The organism is Neobittarella massiliensis (ex Bilen et al. 2018) (genome assembly GCF_900289145.1).
In the GTDB taxonomy this organism is placed as follows: domain Bacteria; phylum Bacillota; class Clostridia; order Oscillospirales; family Ruminococcaceae; genus Neobittarella; species Neobittarella massiliensis.
The window spans coordinates 23,093-42,221 of record NZ_OKQO01000011.1 but is presented as its reverse complement, the minus strand read 5'-3'; the positions used below and the strand labels follow the sequence as shown (position 1 = coordinate 42,221).

Sequence of the window (19,129 nt, the reverse complement as noted above, 5' to 3'; positions counted from 1 at the left end):
AACAGCGGCATTTTTGATAACTCTGTGACACGCATCTGCCCAGATGACCGCAGCTTTTGGGTACCAAAAAAGCACACCTGCGGAACATACTACTGTCCCGCAGATGTGCCTGTGCATTTTCATCTGCTGCCGCGCGCTGCGGCCCGGCGCACCGCGCCCCACATGGGGGCGGCCGCCTGTTCAGTTTGTACTGTAGCGATATGCAGTGCAAAGAGATTACCCATTACTATACGGTATGCCGCGAGCGCTGTCAAGGGAACACTTAAGTTTTTTGGCCGCTCTGGGTCGCCCGCACCGGCGTGTAGGTGGAAAAGGCGGCCTCGACTTTCGCGCAGGCCTGATCCAGACTGTGCACCTCGTCGCGCCGGGAAAAGTAGCGGCCGGTGACCTGGGCCGCGCCGGCCACAAAATCGCTGTCGACACCACCCAGTTCGGTGTAATAATAAAAGTCCTGTTGGGCGGTGCGGTAGCTGCTCTCTTCTTTGACCTGGCCGCGTACCGTCACCTGGTAGAGCGCCACGTAGCGGTCGCTATTGTAGCCACCGGGCTCGCTCTTCATCAGGTAACTGGCCACCTTTTGTGCCTTTACCAGCTCGCGCTCCCGGTCGTAGGCAAAATCGCCGGCAGCCGAGAGATAACGCAGATTCTTTTTAATGAGAGAGCGGCTCTCACGGTCTGACAGGTCGGTGATCGCCGGGGGCAGGTCTTCGGGAGTACGGTAGCGCTCGGTGAGGCCCTGCACCGAAAAGGTGCGGCTGGCGCGGCTGACCTGTATCCGCGCACGGCGGGCGGCAGCACTGTCGTACACCACCCGCACCTGGACCGGATCGCCGTTGTGCAGCCCCTCGCTGGGGGTCACCTCGTACCCGACACCACGCCAAAAATCGGCGGTGCGCCGGTCTTCGGTATCGGGCAGCGGGGGCTGGTCTACGTAGGCCATACCGGCGCCCGACTCACCGTAAAATACCGGCTGTAGACCGTCGGTGAGGTCGACCCGAGTGCGCCCCAACAGCGCACCGCACAAGATGAGCGACCCCAGCAACAGCGCCCCAAAACCAGACAGCACCACCGCGCGCTGGCCGCCGGCGGTAGATACCCGGCTGAGCCACCGGCCCAACCGGCTGCCGGCAGAGGGCGGGGCGGCCAGACCGCGGCCCAGCAGCTTGCCCAACGCCCAGACACCCACCACCGCCTGGGCGATAAGGTACAGCCGCAGCAGCGCGATGCCCGCCCCCAGCGAGACCGGGTCCATCTCGGTGGCCAGCACCGACAGGTAGTCGCCCCGCAACAGCTGCCGGCCCAGGTGGGCCAGCGGGGCGTTGACCAGCAGCACCACCGCCCCGGCCACCGCGCACCAGAGCACTGCGCGCAGGCCCGGTGGGCAGGGGCGTACAGCGCTGCGGCGCAGGCCGGCCAGAACCGCCGTGCAGCACAGCAGTGCCAGGCCCAGCGCATAGAGCCCCTCCAGCAGCCACAGCGGGGCAGTGGCACCTTGCAGCTGGGTGATGGTGCCACCGGCCACAGCCAGCAGCACGATTCCCAGCAGAGAGAGCGCGCCCGCCGCCGCTGTCAGCGCGTACAGGACGCGTGGCGCTATTTTTTTACCCAATGTGCGCACGGGCACACCTCCTTTTTTTAAACTGGCACACCGGGGATACCCACCTTTTTGTGCGCCAAAACACCACTTACAGAGTACCACATCTAAAGCCTTTTTGCCTACACCTTTCGCCGGCAAACGACAAGTTTTGCCGGCTCGGGGCACAGCCAGAGGGCGCCGCCGCTCCCGCGACAGCGCCCCCAGCCTATGCCCGCCAAGCCGTTTGTGTGAAGACCTGTCGCCGGGCTATTTGAGCAGTTCGGTCAGCAGCTGCAGCACCCGCTGCTTATCCAGCTGGTAGACGATCTGCACATCGCCCTGCGGCTCGGAGTAGGAGCGGGTATCCACCACCAGACGGCCGTCGGCAATGTTGCCGCCAAAGTCGACGTCGCAGTTTTGACGGCGTTTTTGCAGCACGAAACTGTCGTCGATGAGATAGAGCACGCAGAATACATCGTGCATGGCGATGGAGTAGTCATCGTCGTTTTGCATGTTGTTGCGGATACCCAATAGCTTGAGCCGGTCGGTCCAGTGCTCGATGAGCGAACCGAAATACTCAGCACCGGGGGTGCCCACGGCGGCTATCTGGGCGGCGTCCGCTTTGTTAAAGAGGATGGAGGTGGTGGCGTCGAGGGGGAACACCACGATGGGGCAGTCGGCCCCCAGCATGATGTGGGCGGCCTCGGGATCCCAGTAAAAGTTGGCCTCGGCGGCGCTGGTGATGTTGACCGCGTCGTGCCCGCCGCCCATGACGATGAGCTGGCGGATATTTTTGGCGATAGAGGGGTCCATTTGCAGGGCCATAGCGATATTCGAGGCCGGGCCCACCGCCACTACGGTGATGGGCTCGGCGGTATGGCGCAGGGTCTCGACCAGGTAGCTGACGGCGTGCTGGGGCTGGGGGGCGATGGTGGCTGCCGGCAGATCGAGATAGTCGTCGTGGATGGCGACCTGTTTGCCGCCGTGTTGCTGCTGGTACTTTTGCCGCCGCTGGTTTTGCAGCCGGCCGGGGGCCAGATGCTGTACCATAGGGCCGGGCATGCCGGCATACACCGGCACCCCGCCGCCCATGAGCTGCACCACCCTCAGGGTATTTTCGAGGGTATTGGGCAGCGGCCGATTGCCGTGGGTGACGGTGATGGCCAGCAGCCGCTCGCGCAGGGCGCTCATGGCGGTGATGATGGCCATGGCGTCGTCGGTGCCGGTATCCACATCTAAAATGATCTTGGAAGTATCTGTCTGCATACGGTATTCCTCCTACACAAGCTGGATGGGCCCGACGAGCGGGCCGATGGGCGCTTACAAAATTATTATACCGCCACTGGCTAGACGGTGGCAATGACAGTTGTCCCGCAGCTCTGTCTCCCCTAAAATAAGCTATGGCCCCATCGCCGGGCGGCGGGGGCCATAACTGCCTGTATCATTTTTATAGCGCTGTCACCGGTCTGTAGGCCGGGTCAGGTCAAGGTCGGCATCGGCAGCTGCCGCTTTCTCCAGTTGCTGCCACAGCTGGGGAAAGCACTTTTTGACGCTGAGCGGCCGCATGTCGCGACCGACAAAACCGTGCTCGGTAAAACCGGTACTGATGGGTCTCATCTCACCCTGCCGCAGTACGGCGTACCCAAAGCGAATGCGCGCCGGGGTGAGCCGCTCTATCACCGTGCGCACGGTGAGCACGTCCTCATAGGTGCAGCTGCGCACAAACTTACAGCCCAGCTGAGACAGCGGCGTAAAGAGGCCCAACTCCTCGATGGCCGAGTAGGGCAGCCCCAGCGCGCGGAAATAGGCGCTGCGCCCCTCCTCGTACCACACTGGGTAGACCGCGTGATGGACGATGCCCATGCGATCGGTCTCGGCGTAGCGGACGGTGACCAAAGTCTCGTTCACGGCCGGTCCTCCGCGCTGTCTGCATCGGCGGTCTCCTCGCAGGGCGGCAGCTTGCAGATGCGCACCTGGGCGATGCGGCGCTCCTCGACTTTGAGCACCTGGAACTGGTAACCGCCATACTCGATGGCCGGGGTCTCGTCGTCATCGGGGATGCGGCCCAAAACATCAGTGATAAAGCCGGCTACCGTGTCGTAGAGCGAGTCGTCGTAGTCGATTGACAGGCCCAGCTCCTCGCAGATATCGTCGAGATCGGCAGCGCCGTCGACGATGTAGGAGTCGTCGGGCTGCTTTTGGATCTCCTCCTCCTCGGTGTCGTACTCGTCCTGGATATTGCCGACGATGCTCTCGAGGATGTCCTCCATCGAGACCAGACCGGCGGTACCGCCGTACTCGTCGGCCACCACCGCCACCTGGGCGTGTTTTTGGGTCATGACGGCAAACAGGTCGCGGCACTTCATGGCCTCGGGCACGTAAAATACCGGGCGCATAAAGTCCTCGATCCTGCACGCCTGCAGGTCGGCCCGGCCCACCAGCTGAAGCAGGTCTTTGACAAAGACGATGCCCACGATATCGTCCAGGTCCCCCTGATAGATGGGGATGCGGGAAAAGCCGTTTTCCAAAGTGGCGCCCACCACATCCTGGATGCTGCCGGAGAGCTCGACGGCGGTGATCTCGGTGCGGTGGGTCATGATGTCCTCGGCGGTGATGTCGTCGAGCTCGAAGATGCCGGCGATCATGTCTTTCTGGCTCTGCTCGATGGCGCCAGTCTCCCCGCCTTCATCTACCAGCAGGCGGATGTCCTCCTCGGTGACGGCGTCGGCCACCGTTTGCGGGCGCACCCCGAACAGGCGGCACAGCGCCCGGCCCAGCCCCAGCGCGACCGACCCCAGCGGGTAGAGCACCAGCGACAGCGCCCGGTACAGCGGCAGCAGCCCCAGGCCACAGCCTTGGCTGCGGGCGCGGCCCAGCGCCGCCGGCAGCACCTTGCACAGCGCCACGAACAGCAGCGCATAGGGCACAAAAAGCCCCAGCGCCCACCAAAATGGAGCGAGATCCCACACCGGGCCGGGGAACAGCCGCTCGGCCAGCAGGGGATAGAGGGCCAGGTACAGGCAGAGGTAACCGGCCCCGCCCAACAGCAGCCACCCCAGACTGACACTGGCCTCTACCCGGTGGCGCTGGTCCATGAGCTGGGCCAGTTTTTTTGCCCGCCCGGGGCCCGGTTCCTGGCCGCGGCGCTCCTCGAGCCAAGTGAGCGCCCCCCAGTAAAAGGCCTGCAGCAGGCCGGCTAACAGCGCACACAGCGCCGCCCAAAAGAAAAACACGTTCATATTCCCGTCAGGGTCCATCCGTCGACTCCTCCCGATCGATAAGGCGGGTGCGCTTTGCCGGTACCCGCCAGGTGCCGTGCCGCCCACATATCTGCGGGCGCACTGTGCATATACAGAATTTATATTAACCGCTTTGGCAGCCGCTGTCAAATACCGCTGGCGGCGAGTTAAAAGGCCCGCTGCGCCGCACACATCGCCCGGCGAATGCCATCGGGGCCCCCGACCCGGGCGTCCGCGGTGGAATTTTGTGTGTACAGGCTGGTTTTGCCAGGTTTTGTCCTTTACATCACAGTTTAAAAGTGTTAAACTTTTTATTGTGGAAAGAAGGCTATCGGTCTTCTTTTATTGTACTGTTTTCGCGCTTGTGTACCCAGGACAGGGCGCAAAAAGTGAAAGAGCTCATATTTAAAAGGAGGAAATCCAATGGCAAGAAAAATGAAGACCATGGACGGCAACACCGCTGCCGGCCACGTGTCTTACGCGTTTACCGACGTAGCTGCCATCTACCCCATCACCCCCTCTTCCCCCATGGCTGAGGTCTCGGATAAGTGGGCTGCCGGTGGTAGAAAGAACATCTTCGGTCACGAGGTAAAGATCGTCGAGATGCAGTCTGAGGGCGGCGCTTCCGGCGCTGTTCACGGCTCGCTGGCCGCCGGTGCTCTCACCACCACCTACACCGCCTCGCAGGGCCTGCTGCTGATGATCCCCAACATGTACAAGATCGCCGGCGAGTTGCTGCCCGGCGTCATCCATGTTTCGGCCCGTGCGCTGGCCAGCCACGCTCTGTCCATCTTTGGCGACCACTCCGACGTGTACGCCTGCCGCCAGACCGGCTTTGCCATGATGTGCGCCACCAACCCGCAGGAGGTCATGGACCTGGGTGCTGTCGCCCATCTGGCCACCATTAAGGGCCGCGTGCCGGTGCTGCACTTCTTCGACGGTTTCCGCACCTCCCATGAGATCCAGAAGATCGAGATGTGGGACTACGAGGATCTGGCTGAGATGGTCGACATGGACGCCGTCAAAGCTTTCCGCCGCGGCGCCCTGAACCCGGAGCACCCGGTACAGCGCGGCACCGCCCAGAACCCCGACATCTTCTTCCAGGCCCGCGAGGCCTCCAACCCCTACTACGACGCTTTCCCGGCCATCGTAGAGGACTACATGAACAAAGTCAACGCCAAGATCGGCACCGATTATAAACTGTTCAACTACTACGGCGCTGCCGATGCCGAGCAGGTCATCATCGCCATGGGCTCGGTGTGCGACACCATCGAAGAGACCATCGATTACCTCAACGCCAACGGCGGCAAAGTCGGTCTGGTGAAAGTTCGCCTGTACCGCCCGTTCTCGGCCGAGCACCTGATCGCCGCTCTGCCCGAGACGGTAAAGACCATCTCGGTCCTCGACCGCACCAAGGAGCCCGGCTCCATCGGTGAGCCGCTGTACCTGGATGTCGTCGCCGCCCTGAAAGGCAGCAAATTCGAGAACGTGCCCGTGCTGACCGGCCGCTATGGTCTGGGCTCCAAGGACACCACCCCCGACCAGATCGCCGCGGTGTACGAGAACGGCAAGACCTGCGGCAAGCAGCGCTTCACCATCGGCATCGTCGACGACGTGACCGGCCTGTCGCTGGAGAACGTAGCCCTGCCCGACACCACCCCCGAGGGCACCACCAACTGCAAGTTCTGGGGCCTGGGTTCCGACGGCACCGTGGGCGCCAACAAGAACTCCATCAAGATCATCGGCGACCACACCGACATGTACGCCCAGGCGTACTTCAGCTACGACTCCAAGAAGTCCGGCGGCGTGACCATCTCGCACCTGCGCTTTGGCCACACCCCCATCAAGTCTACTTACCTGATCAACAAGGCCTCGTTCGTGGCTTGCCACAACCCCTCTTACATGGGCAAATACGACATGGTCGAGGACCTGAAAGACGGCGGCACCTTCCTGCTCAACTGCGGCTGGACCATGGAAGAGCTGGAGAAACACATCCCCGCCAAAGATAAGCGCTACATCGCCGAGCACAACATCTCGTTCTACACCATCGACGGTGTGCAGATCGCCAGAGAGATCGGCCTGGGCGGCCGCATCAACACCATCCTGCAGTCTGCCTTCTTCAAGCTGTCGGGCGTGATCGACGCCGACGACGCCGTGAAGTACATGAAAGACGCCGCCACCGCCTCTTACGGCAAGAAGGGCGAGAAGATCGTGGCCATGAACCACGCCGCTATCGAGCAGGGCATGGAGCGCGTCGTCAAGGTAGAGGTCCCGGCTTCCTGGGCCACTGCCACCGACGAGGCCACCGAGGCCGGCGCCATCGAGGGCCGCCCCGAGCTGGTCGACTACATCACCAACATCCTGGAGCCGATCAACGCCCAGAGAGGTGACAGCCTGCCTGTCTCGACCTTTAAGGATTGCGCCGACGGCACCGTGCCGCTGGGCTCCTCCGCTTACGAGAAACGCGGTATCGCCGTGGACGTTCCCACCTGGAACCCCGACAACTGCATTCAGTGTAACTTCTGCTCCTACGTCTGCCCCCACGCGGTCATCCGCCCGGTGGTGCTGACCGAGGAAGAGGCAGCTGCGGCCCCCGCCGCCATGAAGACTGCCGATATGACCGGTATGCCCGGCTACAAGTTCGCCATGACCATCTCGGTCCTCGACTGCACCGGCTGCGGCTCTTGCGCCAACGTCTGCCCGGGCAAGAAGGGCGAGAAGGCTCTGGTCATGAACTCGCTGGACAGCCAGCTGGAGCAGGCCGACGTGTTTGCTTACGGCACCGAGATCGAGGCCAAACCCGAGGTGGCTGCCAAGTTCAAAGAGACCACCGTCAAGGGCAGCCAGTTCAAACAGCCGCTGCTCGAGTTCTCGGGCGCCTGCGCCGGTTGTGGCGAGACCCCGTACGCCAAGCTGATCACCCAGGTGTGCGGCGACCGCATGTACATCGCCAACGCCACTGGCTGCTCCTCCATCTGGGGCGGCAGCTCGCCCTCTACCCCGTACACCACCAACAAAGAGGGCAAAGGTCCTTCCTGGGGCAACTCGCTGTTTGAGGACAACGCTGAGTACGGCTACGGCATGTACCTGGCTCAGGCTACCCTGCGCAGCCACCTGATCGCCGACGTCTGCGCCCTGTGCAAAGACGCCACCGGCGACCTGAAAGCCGCCTGCGAGGAGTACCTGTCCACCGTGGACGACGGCAATGCCAACAAGGCCGCGACCGAGAAATTGGTCTGTGAGCTGGAGAAAGACGGCTCTGACGCCGCCAAAGCCATCCTGGAGGACAAAGACTTCCTGGCCAAGAAATCCATCTGGATCTTCGGCGGTGACGGCTGGGCCTACGACATCGGTTTCGGCGGTCTGGACCACGTAATCGCTTCCGGCGAGGACGTGAACATCATGGTGTTCAACACCGAGGTGTACTCCAACACCGGCGGCCAGTCCTCTAAGGCCACCCCCACCGGCGCTGTGGCGCAGTTCGCTGCGGCTGGCAAAGAGATCAAACAAAAAGATCTGGCTGCCATCGCCATGAGCTACGGCTATGTGTACGTGGCCCAGGTCGGTATGGGCGCCGACTACAACCAGTGCATGAAAGCCATCGTCGAGGCCGAGAGCTACAACGGCCCCTCGCTGGTCATCGGTTATGCCCCCTGCATCAACCACGGTATCCGCGGTGGTCTGGTCAATGCCCAGGCCGAGATCAAAAACGCTGTTCAGGCCGGTTACTGGCACCTGTTCCGCTTTGATCCCCGCCTGAAAGCACAGGGCAAGAACCCGTTCCAGCTGGACAGCAAGGCCCCCACTGCCAACTACGGCGACTTTATCAAGAACGAGGTCCGCTACACCTCGCTGACCCGCTCCTTCCCGGATCGGGCCGAGGACCTGTTCGAGAAAGCCGAGAAGTTTGCAGCCGACAAGTACGAGCATCTGCTGAAACTGTCTAAACTGTACGACGTGGAGTAATCTACATCATCTATAAAAAGGTCGGAGACTTCGGTCTCCGGCCTTTTTTGTGCTGGGGCTGCTTGGCGCTGTGCACCAGTTATTGGCTGTTTGCACCGCTTACTGCCGCTGTGCTATACTCTTTATACTGGAGCGGTAAACACTGCACAAAAAGCCGGCAGTGCCCGAAGCGGGCGCTCTGCAGAGAGGGGCAACGGAGATGAGAGAAACGATTGATAACCAGGACCGCAGCGCGGTGATCCGGGAAGGTATCGCCCTGCGGGGAATGACCGTAAAGAGCTTTGCCGCACAGATCGGCATGCCGTACTCCACGCTGCTCTCGATCTTGAAAAGCGGGGTGGGGGGCGCTGCGCTGGATAACCTGCAAAAGATCTGCTCCGGGCTGCAGCTGCCCCTGGCGGCGTTACAGTCGCCGACACTGCCGCAACCGCCCATCTCCGGTCCGGCGCTGACCGCCGCGGAGCAGCGACTGCTCAAACAGTATCGCGCGCTGCCAGAGATGCAGCCGGCGGTGTGCAAGCTGCTGGATATAGAAAAGCCGTGAACAGGTACCGAGAGGTGCTGCACTGCTGGACCCTGTAAAAAAGAGCGCCGGACAGGCAGACTGTTCCAGTGCTCTTTTTTGGCGCTGTATTTAGACGAGGATACCGTACCACTCCAATGCGGGAAAGCTACAAACCATCTGGCTGCAGCCGATAAAAATGCCTATCTAGGACGGTGTCGCGACATACTTTTATCGGCGTGGCGCATATCGCATAGAAAATAAGTATACCTGCCCAAACCTGCCCAAACTTGCCCAAACTTGCCCACACCTGCCCAACAAATATCGTCACTACAGTTTTTTCAAATATATTGCGTTGATAGGGTCGCAGTGATACAATATATAGTGTTACATGCTGAATTGTACATGATGAATGCAGCGTGCTGATTTAGTTGGCGGGCAGCCGCCGCGATATAATACCACATAGAGGAAGAGGGAAAAAAGAGCATGTCAGTTTCTAAAAACGCCCAGACGGTACTGGAGCGGCGGTACCTGATCCGCGATGAGGAAGGAGCGGTCACCGAGACGGTGGACGGAATGTTTCACCGGGTGGCCAAAGCCATAGCCGCCGCCGACCTGCAGTACGACAGTGAGGCCGATGTAGCGGCTCTGTCCGACAAATTTTACCACATGATGACCGAGCTGGAGTTCTTGCCCAACTCGCCCACGCTGATGAATGCGGGGCGGCCTTTGGGGCAGTTGTCGGCCTGTTTCGTACTGCCGGTGGCCGACTCGATGGAAGATATCTTCGAGGCCATCAAGCAGGCGGCGCTGATCCACAAGTCGGGCGGCGGCACCGGCTTTAGCTTTTCGCGGCTGCGGCCCAACGGCAGCACCGTAAATTCTACCGGCGGGGTGGCGTCGGGGCCCATCAGCTTTATGCGGGTATTCAATATGGCCACCGAGGCGGTAAAGCAGGGCGGCACCCGGCGGGGGGCCAACATGGGTATTCTGCGGGTGGACCACCCGGATATTCTGTCTTTTATTGACTGCAAAAAAGACAACGCCGACATCACCAACTTCAACATCTCGGTGGGTATTACCGAGGATTTTATGGCGGCGGTCATTGCCGGCGGCGACTACGACTTGATCGACCCCTCTATCAAAAAGGTAGTGGGCCACCAGAATGCCAAGCTGGTATTTGACAAGATCGTCGAGGGCGCCTGGCACAACGGCGAGCCCGGTATCATTTTTTTAGACCGGCTCAACCGAGACAATGTAGTGCCCGCACAGGGCGAGATCGAGAGCACCAACCCCTGCGGAGAGCAGCCGCTTTTGCCCTATGAGAGCTGCAACCTGGGTTCTATCAACCTGGTGAAGATGCTCAAAAAGGGGGAGGACGGCCGCTACCGGGTCGACTACGACAAATTAAAAGCCACCGTACACGCGGCAGTTCACTTTTTAGATAATGTTATCGACGTGAATAAATACCCCATCGACAAGATCGATGAGGTGACCAAGGCCACCCGCAAGATCGGCCTGGGCGTAATGGGCTTTGCCGACATGCTGCTGTACATGGGCATCTCGTACAGTTCGGATGAAGGCGTGCAGATGGCCCGGGAAGTGATGCGCTTTATCAACGAGCAGGGGCATTTGGCCAGCCAGGAACTGGCCAAGGTGCGCGGCCCATTCCCGCTGTTTAGCCAGAGCATCTATAAAGACCAGGCGCCGCTGCGCAACGGAACCATCACCACCATCGCCCCCACCGGCACGCTGTCGATCATCGGTGGCTGCTCCAGCGGAGTAGAGCCGGTATTTGCCTATGTGTTCATTCGCAACGTGATGGACAAGACCGAGCTCATCGAAGTAAACCCCATCTTAAAGGAACGGCTCATCCAGCGGGGGCTGTACTCTGACGAGCTGATGCGCAAGATCTCTAAAGAGGGGACCATCGCCCACATCGAGGAGATCCCGGCGGATATCCGCGACGTATTCGTGTGCGCCCACGACGTGACACCGGAGTACCACGTGAAGATGCAGTCGGCATTTCAGGAGTACACCGACAACGCCGTATCGAAAACGGTCAACTTCTCCAACAGCGCCACGCTGGAAGATGTAGCCCAGGTGTATATGCTGGCCTACCGGCTGGGCTGCAAAGGGGTGACCATCTACCGCGACGGCAGCCGTGACAACCAGGTGCTCAATATCGGCAAGGTAAAAGACGGCTCTCAGCCGACTGCTCCCGCCGCTGCACCACCGCCCCAGCTGCCTACCGAGATCGGTCCGCGGCCACGGCCGGAGGTGGTGACCGGCTTTACCGAGCGAATGAAGATCGGCTGTGGGAACCTGTACATTACCGTAAATTACGACAAAGACGGCATTGTGGAGGTGTTCACCAATACCGGCAAAGCCGGCGGCTGCCCCTCTCAGTCGGAGGCGACGGCACGGCTGACCTCTATTGCCCTGCGCTCGGGCATATCGGTGGACGAGATCATCGACCAGCTCAAGGGTATCCGCTGCCCGTCGACCATCCGCCAGCAGGGGATGAGCTGCACTTCCTGCCCGGATGCTATTGCTAAAGTGGTCAAGAAAGTGGACCAGTTCATTAAAAACGGTGGGGCTGAGGGGGGCCAGATCATCCCCAGCTCATCGGTGACGCCGCCCCAGAAAGTAAAGCCCTCGGACCAGGGATTTATTGAGCGGCAGGACGGCTATGCGCTGCCGTCCCACGCACTGCGCACCTGCCCGGACTGCGGCAGCGCGCTGGAACATGAGGGCGGTTGCGTGGTCTGCCGCAACTGCGGTTTCTCCAAGTGTGGCTGAACCGGTGTTCCTAGCGACTCAAATTTATGAATAAACTGTAAAAATGCGCTGTGAACAGGTCGTTCACAGCGCATTTTTTTGCTTTTAATAGGTACTGATACTTTTTACCGGCTGGGCTTTTTCGCCAGATAGAGTTTGATGGTATCGCTCAGGGCGTAACGGCCACCATGACGCTGGATGATGTCGCGTATCTCGGCGGCAAAGGCCTGTTTTGTTTTTGCTGGCAACGAGAGCTGGTCGCAGTTGGTGGCGAGCAGGGCGACATAGCTGTCGGCATCGTATTTTAGCACCTGCTGGTAGGTCTTGTAGGTGATGCTCGTAAAGCCGTGGGCGGCCAGCTGATCGGCAAAACTGATCGCCGGACTCTTCTGGTCGGGGACAGGCGGCTGCAGAGAAGTGAGCACCTGTCGGTACTGCGGGTGGACCTTATCGAGCGATATTTTGGGGTCGGCGTAAAATTGAGGGCGATATTTTTCATACACCGCGTCCATGGCGGCGGTAAGCGGGGCATATTGTGGCAGGCGGTAGAGCGCGTGGCCAAAGCGGGCAAAGACACCGCCCGCCCGAAGCAGCGCATACACCTTGGGAAAGCCGATCTCTGGGTCTATCCACTGGAAAGCCGAGGCGGAATAGATGAGGTCGTACCGGCCAAGCGGCAGGTCGACCGTCTCGAAATCGGCCTGCAGCACCTGCAAATTGGGGTAGGCGGCGTATTTTTTTCTGGCTACCGCCGCCATGTGTGCGCCCAGCTCGACGGCGGTGACCCGGCAGCTGGCCTGTAAAAAGGGCCGAGTGGCTTGCCCGGTGCCGATACCGATCTCCAGCGCCTGTTGGCCCTTGTTGTCGGGGCCGCAAAATTGCAGGATATCGGCAAACATCTGCGCGGTATACAGCGGCCGCTGCCGGTCGTAATCCTATGCTATCTGGTCAAAAACGAGCCTTAGATCCATCTTTTACACCTCCATGACCCCAAAAAACAGAGTTCTGGAGCTATTTGGGGACTATTTTAAAGGGGTATTTACGCGTATACGACCCGTGCCGGACCAGTATTCCACACATTTTTAGAAAATGTGGAATACCGGGTGTTTGCCGACAAAAGACGACTGAAATACTCTGTATTTGACGAAAAATAAAATACCAGCTGTATAAATGCTGGTATTTTATCGTTTTTGTATTGTTGAAAGATGTTACTGATAGGACTTGCAGGCATCCAGCAGCATCTGCACGAAACGGGCGCGATCGGTGCAGTCGCTGGCCCAGTAGGTGGGCTTGGTGGGCTCTTTGTGGAAGCGCATGTCCACGTAGGTGCAGCCGTAGGTGTGATCCCCCTCGAAGTCGACCGAGATGTCGCGGTGCTCGACGGAAAACAGAGTGGGATCGATGAGCCAGGCGACCGGACAGGCATCGTGGATGGGACACAGCGACAGGCCGACTTTGGTGTGAGCCTTAAAGTAGAAATCGAGCAGCTGGGCCACCACGTTGCCCACACGGCCCCCCTCGGTGCGGAACTTCTCGACTTCGTCGAAGGTTACGCCGTTTTTCATGGTGAGGTCGAGGCCGAACATGGTGATGGGGATACCGGCGTCGAACACATAGCTGGCGCTCTCGGCATCCTGCCAGACATTGAACTCGGCGGTGCGGCTGTAGGTGGAGAACTCTTTAAAGTCGCAGGCCAGGTTGGCACCACCCATGTAGGCGATCTCTTTGATCTTGTCTTTTACCTCGGGGTGGCAAAACAGCAGGGTGGCGATGTTGGTGAGGGGGCCCAGGGCGATGATGGTCATGGGCTCGCTGGCTGCCGACAGCACCTCGTAGTAGTAGTCGACAAAGTTTTTGTCGACGACCGGGGTGGTGGGCTCGGGCAGGTCGGGGCCGTCGAGACCGGTAGAACCGTGGCCCTTAGCCGACACGTGCTCTTTGCGCATGGGTTTGACTGCGCCTTTGATGACGGGCACATCGGTGCGGCCCAGCAGCTCCAGCGCTTTCAGGGCGTTTTTGGTGACGTTATCCAGCGTGTTGTTGCCCATGACGGTGACGATGCCCCGAACATCCAGCTTGTCGCTGGACAGGGCCAGAGTGATGGCGATGACGTCGTCATGGCCGGGATCGCAATCTATGATGACCGGTAGTTTGCTCATACGAAAAATCCTCTCTTCCTAAGCGCAGGCCGACTGGCGGCGCCGTTAGTGCTCGCTGTAATACTTGACCATCTCTACGCAGAGCTGGCGGTATTTCTGCATATCCAGATCCTGGATGTCGTGGCAGTTGACCGGCAGCTTTTCTTTGCGGTAGCTGAAGTCGGGCAGGGTGGCGCCAAAGCCGCCTTTGGAGCTGGAACACTCCATATCGATATGGCAGTCTCTGGTGGTGACCATGTCGGGATCGATGAGGGCCAAAAACGGCACCGCGTCGTAGATGATGCTGGAGAGGTTGCCGTCGGGATCGGGCTTGACGTCGGAGTAGCCGGCGACCAGACCCTTGAGCACCTCGCTGATGCGGCTGGGCATCTCGGACAGCTCGGCCAAAAAGTCGAGCGGCAGACCGGTCTTTAAGCAGACGTTGCAGCCGGCCTGGGTGACCACGATACCGGATTTGTAGACGATATCGGCGGCGTGCACGTCGACCCAGATGTTAAACTCGGCCAGCTCGTTGACGTTGCCGGTGGTGGTGGAGCCGCCCATGATGTACAGGCCCTTTAACAGCTGCGGCAGGTCGGGGTACTTGAGCAGGGTGATGGCGATGTTGGTGAGCGGGCCGGTGGCGACGATGATCAGCTCACCTTTTTGCTCGACCGCTTTTTCATAGATAAAGTCCCACGCGGGCTTGGGGTAGACCGGATTTTTGGCCGGGGGCAACACCACCTGACCGATGCCGCTCTCGCCGTGGGTGCCGGTGGCGGGGCGATAGCGGTCGCGGGTGAGCAGCGGGCCGTCGGCGCCGTAAGCGACGGGGCAGTTGATGCCCAAAAACTCGGAGATGTCGCGGGCGTTGCGGCGGGTGTGTACCGCCGGCACGTTGCCGGCTACCGGGGTGATACCCAGGATATCGAACTTTTGGGTGGAGTGCGCCAGCATGATGGCGATGACGTCATCGATGCCCGGGTCGCAGTCGATGATGATTGGTATCTTTTTACTTTCCATAGGATGTTACCTCCAAATAGCGTGTACCGTGGCGGACAAGACCTGTCCTCTCGTGTACTCGTGTACAGGATATGCCGCCACAGGCCGCAGCAGCACTGTTTTGGGCATTCTATGTGTCCATTGTACATGAGCGCGGCAGCGGTTGGCAAATAGAAGTTTGCCGACCTTTTTCGTGCGGAATAGACAAAACCGGACGCCTATTTGTGTACGCTTGCGGTGGGGGTGACCCAGTGGTATACTAAAACAAATGTTTGTTTACAGCCAATGGGAGGGGGGACCACCGTGATCGTAAGTGCCAGCCGCCGCACCGACCTGCCGGCCCACTATGCAAAGTGGCTGGGCGAGCGGGCCAAGGCGGGCTATTTGCTGGTGCGCCACCCCCGCCGCTACCACCAGGTGTACCGGCTGGACCTGCAACGCGGGGTGGACGGCTGGGTTTTTTGGAGCAAGGACCCGGCCCCGCTTTACCCGCTGCTGCCCGCTTTTGACCACTGGCCCTACTACTTTCAGTTTACCCTGACCGGGTACGGGGCGGATATCGAGCCGGGACTGCGGCCTAAAAAGGCGCTGGCGGCCACCTTTTTGCAGCTGGCCGCGAGGCTGGGGAAGCGGCGGGTGATATGGCGGTACGACCCGATATTGCTGGGGCCGCAATACACCGCTGCGTGGCACCGGCAACAATTTGCCCAGCTGGCCGAGGTGCTGCAGGGCGCGACCGAGCGGTGTGTCATCAGCTTTTTAGACGACTACAAAAACGCGCCGGCACTGTATGCGCGGGGCCTGCGGCCACCCACCGCCGACGAGGCCCGTCAGCTGATGGCCCAGCTGGCGCCCATTGCCCGGCGCCGCGGCATGACCGTATGTACCTGTGCGGAGGAGCTGGACCTGGCGGCGTACGGGGTGGCGCACGGGCGCTGTATAGACGGCGAACTGCTGGCCGCTATTGGCGGCACTGCGCTGAAGGTGCCCCGGGATACCGGACAGCGGCCGGCCTGTGGCTGCGGCAAGAGTGTGGATATTGGCCTTTACAACAGCTGCCCCAGCAGCTGCCGCTACTGCTATGCCAACTTTAGCCCCGGCAAAATAGCCGGCACGGTGGCGCGGTATGACCCCTATAGCCCGCTGCTGGGCAGCGAGCTGGGGCCGGACGATGTGGTGCGGCCCTACCCGATGACCAGTTTTGCCGACTTGCAGATGACGCTCTACTGACCGACATACGCCTAAAGAAGGGGCCTGCATGGCCCACACCCTAAGGAGGAACAAGAGATGAGCGCTTACCCCTGGCTGGAAGAATACCTGCTGCAGAGACCCGGCGTGACCAGTGACTTTAAGGTGGAGTGGGGCTGGCAGCGGTATATGGTGGGCGGCAAGCTGTTTGCCGCCCTGATGCACCCCACAGACAAATACGATGCCGCCTATGCGGAGAAAGACCTGCTGAACCTGAAATGTGACCCGCTGCTGGCGCCGCTGCTGCGCCAGCAGCACCCCGAGGTGCTGCCCGGTTTTTACAGCGACAAGCGGTGCTGGAACTCTGTTGACCTGGGCGGCGGGCTGCCCGACGATCTGCTGCGGCAGATGATCGACGACTCGTACCAGCTGGTGTTTGCCAAGCTGACCAAAAAATCGCAGCGCGAGATAGCAGCCGCGCCAGAAAAATGACCGGCCGGCGACCACACTTTACAGGCGGCAGCCATGTTTGACTATTTTTAAGGACAGGGGGGAGCGAGGTGCGCGACGAGGTCGTACAGCTGCTGTTTTTCGCCCTGCTGCTGGCGGTGAACCAGTACTGCTGTCGCTGGATCTTTGCGGCGGTGTGCCGGTCGGCGGGGATGGGGCCGGAGCAGGTGGTGGCGTACCGCAAACACCTGCACCTGACGGAGCGGCCTTATTTTCATGTGAGCAGCCGACTGATCACCTTTTCCCCCGACCCCGCGAAGACCCGGCGGTGGCTTTTTTTGTACCAGATGAACCATGTACTGCTGCTGTTTGGCATGTTTTTTGCGGTGGTCGGCTGTATGACCCGCACTTTTGGCTGGGTACTGGGCCTTGTCGGGGCCGTGTTGGCCGCCTTTACTGCGATCTTGACAGTGGCGGGCGTGGTATACGGCCGGCCGCGGCCGGCCAGAGCAGCTGACACGGCGGCTGACCGCCCACCGCACGGAGCAAAAAAAGTGCGGCGGCAGTATGTGGACGCCGCGGCAAAGCTGGTATGTGCGGCGGGCATGCTGGGGTTGGCTCTGTTTATGCTGGGGGAGATGGCGCCCAAGACGCCGCCCACCGCCGAGCAGGTGCGCGCCGCGCTGACAGCACAGGGATACGCGCCCCAGGAGATGGGTGCGGATGAGCTGGCGGACTACCCGGGCCTTGCACGATATATCTCTGCCGGAGACGGTCAACTGCAGTTTTCGGTATATATATTTGATGATCCGGGCGCTGCGCGGGATACCTATGAGCGGGCGCACCAGCGTATCGTATCGCAGTGGATGCAGAGCCCATTTACCGACACGGTGACCCAGCGGTCGAACTATGCCGTTTACACGCTGCAGGCCGGAGATATGTACGCGGTGGCGGCGTATATAGGGCAGACTGTGGTATACGGGTACTGTGACTTGGATCATAAAGAGCAGCTGGTACGGTTGTTGCAGGAAATCGGCTATATGGATGCCGCCTAACTTATAATGAAAGCACCGATCTGCAGGCTGATTGTTATTCGCCGGACTAAAGAGCACCGGTCCAGGAGGCTATCAGATCTGTACATGAGGGATAGGGGGCGTTTTTTTGCTGCGGTATACCTATTTTTTTCTGTGGATGATCTTAAATTTTATAAGTTCCCTCTGGATGATCGACTGGTTGCTGCAGGTGGCGGGTATGCCGAGGCTGGAGGCCAAACGGTTTATGCTGCGCCAGAATATAAGGCGCTTTCAGCGGCTGCTCGATCAGATATGGCGGCATGCACCCGACCGGGGACGGCTGAACCGGGTGTACCTGGTCATGGTTTTGTGTACGGCACCGGGTGTTGTGTGTATGATGGCGTCCCTATCCCCCCACACCGATACCCTGGATGTATTTTTGCGTTGGGCGGCGGTGCTCTTACCAATATTTGTATGCGTTTTGGCCGCCGTGGGCGTTTGTTATAGATGGAAGAAAAAACACACCCACCGGCGGTAAGACCCCTTTTGACAAAAAGGAAGAGGAGGACGGTATATCCTCCTCTTCCTTTTTAGAGACTGGCAGATATGGCTAGTGATGCCCCCCCTTGGGACACACCCGCATGCAGATGCCGCAGACCGCGCCGCGGCCGATGTGCTGGTAGGCGCGCTTCATGTGCTGGCTACAGGCGGCGGGATCGAACATCTCTTCGCGGCAGCGCACCTCGTTCCAGTTTTTGCCCAAAATGGCCAGCGCCGGGCAGGCCTGCTGGCAGACCGTGCAGCTGCTGCAGCTCTCGCCGGTGGGGCGGGGCGGCGTATCCAGCGCGGGGCAGTCGCAAAACAGGGTGCCCAGGCGCACCCGCGGGCCGTACTGGTGGTGGATGAACAAACAGCTTTTGCCGATGTAGCCCGCCCCAGCCATGCAGGCCACCTTTTTGTGGGAGTAGCGGCCCTGGTAGCTGGAGCCGGGCAGATTGACGCTCTGGGAGGCGCCGATGGGGATATACCGGTAGCCGTGTTGCCCCAGCAGCAGACCGATACGCAGCAGGCAGTGGTCGATATAGGCGTTGACGGTGCGATAGTGGTGAAAGTAGGAGTGGGTGGGAGCGCCGTCGATCTCGTCGACGATGGCATTGGACAGCGGCACGGCAATGCTGACTGCATAGGGGGTTCCGGGCATATCGGGCACGGTGACGAATTCTGCCCCCGCCAGCCCCAGCTGGCGGCAGAGCGCCTGTATTTTTTCTCGCATG

Annotated in this window: 15 protein-coding genes and 1 riboswitch; of the genes, 7 read left to right on the top strand and 8 right to left on the bottom strand. The window is 60.3% G+C overall.

Annotation, left to right across the window (positions count from 1 at the left end; genetic code table 11):
• Positions 1-90: 90 nt before the first annotated feature.
• Positions 91-194, bottom strand: a riboswitch (NiCo riboswitch).
• A 68-nt stretch (positions 195-262) separates the two neighbouring features.
• The 4 genes from C6Y32_RS13990 to C6Y32_RS13975 all read right to left on the bottom strand — a co-directional run bounded on the left by C6Y32_RS13990 (position 263) and on the right by C6Y32_RS13975 (position 4,833).
• Positions 263-1,618 (bottom strand): ABC transporter permease family protein, encoded by a 1,356-nt coding sequence (locus tag C6Y32_RS13990; protein WP_105205896.1) that lies wholly within the window; start codon positions 1,616-1,618, stop codon positions 263-265.
• A 225-nt stretch (positions 1,619-1,843) separates the two neighbouring features.
• Complete coding sequence (locus tag C6Y32_RS13985; protein WP_105205895.1) at positions 1,844-2,842, bottom strand: nucleoside hydrolase; 999 nt, start codon at positions 2,840-2,842, stop codon at positions 1,844-1,846.
• A 192-nt stretch (positions 2,843-3,034) separates the two neighbouring features.
• Entirely contained in the window at positions 3,035-3,484 is a 450-nt protein-coding gene (locus tag C6Y32_RS13980; RefSeq protein ID WP_105205894.1) for an acyl-CoA thioesterase, read from the bottom strand.
• Positions 3,481-4,833: a hemolysin family protein gene (locus C6Y32_RS13975; protein WP_105205893.1), complete on the bottom strand. Its 1,353-nt coding sequence runs from the start codon at positions 4,831-4,833 to the stop codon at positions 3,481-3,483. Before C6Y32_RS13975 ends, C6Y32_RS13980 begins: the two co-directional genes overlap by 4 nt.
• A gap of 405 nt (positions 4,834-5,238) precedes the next feature.
• Here C6Y32_RS13975 and nifJ point away from each other — a divergent pair, with 405 nt between their 5' ends.
• From nifJ to C6Y32_RS13960, 3 genes are all read left to right on the top strand, one after another.
• Positions 5,239-8,781, top strand: a complete 3,543-nt coding sequence (gene nifJ / locus C6Y32_RS13970; RefSeq protein ID WP_105205892.1) for a pyruvate:ferredoxin (flavodoxin) oxidoreductase — start codon at positions 5,239-5,241, stop codon at positions 8,779-8,781.
• Between the two features lie 199 nt (positions 8,782-8,980).
• Positions 8,981-9,325 carry a helix-turn-helix domain-containing protein gene (locus tag C6Y32_RS13965; RefSeq protein WP_105205891.1) on the top strand — a complete coding sequence of 115 codons (345 nt, stop codon included), beginning with the start codon at positions 8,981-8,983 and terminating at the stop codon, positions 9,323-9,325.
• Between the two features lie 444 nt (positions 9,326-9,769).
• The gene (locus tag C6Y32_RS13960) at positions 9,770-12,085 is read left to right on the top strand and encodes a vitamin B12-dependent ribonucleotide reductase (protein ID WP_105205890.1); all 2,316 of its coding nucleotides are present in this window, start codon (positions 9,770-9,772) and stop codon (positions 12,083-12,085) included.
• A gap of 104 nt (positions 12,086-12,189) precedes the next feature.
• Here the strand turns inward: C6Y32_RS13960 and C6Y32_RS13955 are convergent, their stop codons facing one another.
• From C6Y32_RS13955 to C6Y32_RS13945, 3 genes are all read right to left on the bottom strand, one after another.
• Complete coding sequence (locus C6Y32_RS13955; protein ID WP_105205889.1) at positions 12,190-12,963, bottom strand: class I SAM-dependent methyltransferase; 774 nt, start codon at positions 12,961-12,963, stop codon at positions 12,190-12,192.
• A gap of 309 nt (positions 12,964-13,272) precedes the next feature.
• The gene (locus C6Y32_RS13950) at positions 13,273-14,223 is read right to left on the bottom strand and encodes a nucleoside hydrolase (protein ID WP_105205888.1); all 951 of its coding nucleotides are present in this window, start codon (positions 14,221-14,223) and stop codon (positions 13,273-13,275) included.
• Positions 14,224-14,268: 45 nt separating this feature from the next.
• A complete protein-coding gene (locus C6Y32_RS13945) occupies positions 14,269-15,225 on the bottom strand; it encodes a nucleoside hydrolase (protein WP_105205887.1) in 957 nt (318 codons plus the stop codon).
• A gap of 282 nt (positions 15,226-15,507) precedes the next feature.
• Here C6Y32_RS13945 and C6Y32_RS13940 point away from each other — a divergent pair, with 282 nt between their 5' ends.
• From C6Y32_RS13940 to C6Y32_RS13925, 4 genes are all read left to right on the top strand, one after another.
• Positions 15,508-16,434: a DUF1848 domain-containing protein gene (locus tag C6Y32_RS13940; RefSeq protein WP_164998299.1), complete on the top strand. Its 927-nt coding sequence runs from the start codon at positions 15,508-15,510 to the stop codon at positions 16,432-16,434.
• A gap of 57 nt (positions 16,435-16,491) precedes the next feature.
• On the top strand, positions 16,492-16,884 hold the full coding sequence (locus C6Y32_RS13935; protein ID WP_105205885.1) for an MmcQ/YjbR family DNA-binding protein: 393 nt from the start codon (positions 16,492-16,494) through the stop codon (positions 16,882-16,884).
• 68 nt (positions 16,885-16,952) lie between these two features.
• Positions 16,953-17,897 (top strand): hypothetical protein, encoded by a 945-nt coding sequence (locus C6Y32_RS13930; protein ID WP_105205884.1) that lies wholly within the window; start codon positions 16,953-16,955, stop codon positions 17,895-17,897.
• 196 nt (positions 17,898-18,093) lie between these two features.
• A complete protein-coding gene (locus C6Y32_RS13925) occupies positions 18,094-18,393 on the top strand; it encodes a hypothetical protein (RefSeq protein WP_129589462.1) in 300 nt (99 codons plus the stop codon).
• 72 nt (positions 18,394-18,465) lie between these two features.
• Here the strand turns inward: C6Y32_RS13925 and C6Y32_RS13920 are convergent, their stop codons facing one another.
• Positions 18,466-19,128 carry a 4Fe-4S double cluster binding domain-containing protein gene (locus C6Y32_RS13920; RefSeq protein ID WP_105205882.1) on the bottom strand — a complete coding sequence of 221 codons (663 nt, stop codon included), beginning with the start codon at positions 19,126-19,128 and terminating at the stop codon, positions 18,466-18,468.
• Position 19,129 lies beyond the last annotated feature (1 nt).

Excerpts from the sequence above, each read along its gene's own strand:
- C6Y32_RS13985 (WP_105205895.1), bottom strand. The coding sequence starts at position 2,842 with ATGCAGACAGATACTTCCAAGATCATTTTAGATGTGGATACCGGCACC.
- C6Y32_RS13975 (WP_105205893.1), bottom strand. The coding sequence starts at position 4,833 with ATGGACCCTGACGGGAATATGAACGTGTTTTTCTTTTGGGCGGCGCTG.
- nifJ (WP_105205892.1), top strand. The coding sequence starts at position 5,239 with ATGGCAAGAAAAATGAAGACCATGGACGGCAACACCGCTGCCGGCCAC.
- C6Y32_RS13965 (WP_105205891.1), top strand. The coding sequence starts at position 8,981 with ATGAGAGAAACGATTGATAACCAGGACCGCAGCGCGGTGATCCGGGAA.
- C6Y32_RS13960 (WP_105205890.1), top strand. The coding sequence starts at position 9,770 with ATGTCAGTTTCTAAAAACGCCCAGACGGTACTGGAGCGGCGGTACCTG.
- C6Y32_RS13955 (WP_105205889.1), bottom strand. The coding sequence starts at position 12,963 with ATGTTTGCCGATATCCTGCAATTTTGCGGCCCCGACAACAAGGGCCAA.
- C6Y32_RS13950 (WP_105205888.1), bottom strand. The coding sequence starts at position 14,223 with ATGAGCAAACTACCGGTCATCATAGATTGCGATCCCGGCCATGACGAC.
- C6Y32_RS13945 (WP_105205887.1), bottom strand. The coding sequence starts at position 15,225 with ATGGAAAGTAAAAAGATACCAATCATCATCGACTGCGACCCGGGCATC.
- C6Y32_RS13935 (WP_105205885.1), top strand. The coding sequence starts at position 16,492 with ATGAGCGCTTACCCCTGGCTGGAAGAATACCTGCTGCAGAGACCCGGC.
- C6Y32_RS13925 (WP_129589462.1), top strand. The coding sequence starts at position 18,094 with ATGCCGAGGCTGGAGGCCAAACGGTTTATGCTGCGCCAGAATATAAGG.
- C6Y32_RS13920 (WP_105205882.1), bottom strand. The coding sequence starts at position 19,128 with ATGCGAGAAAAAATACAGGCGCTCTGCCGCCAGCTGGGGCTGGCGGGG.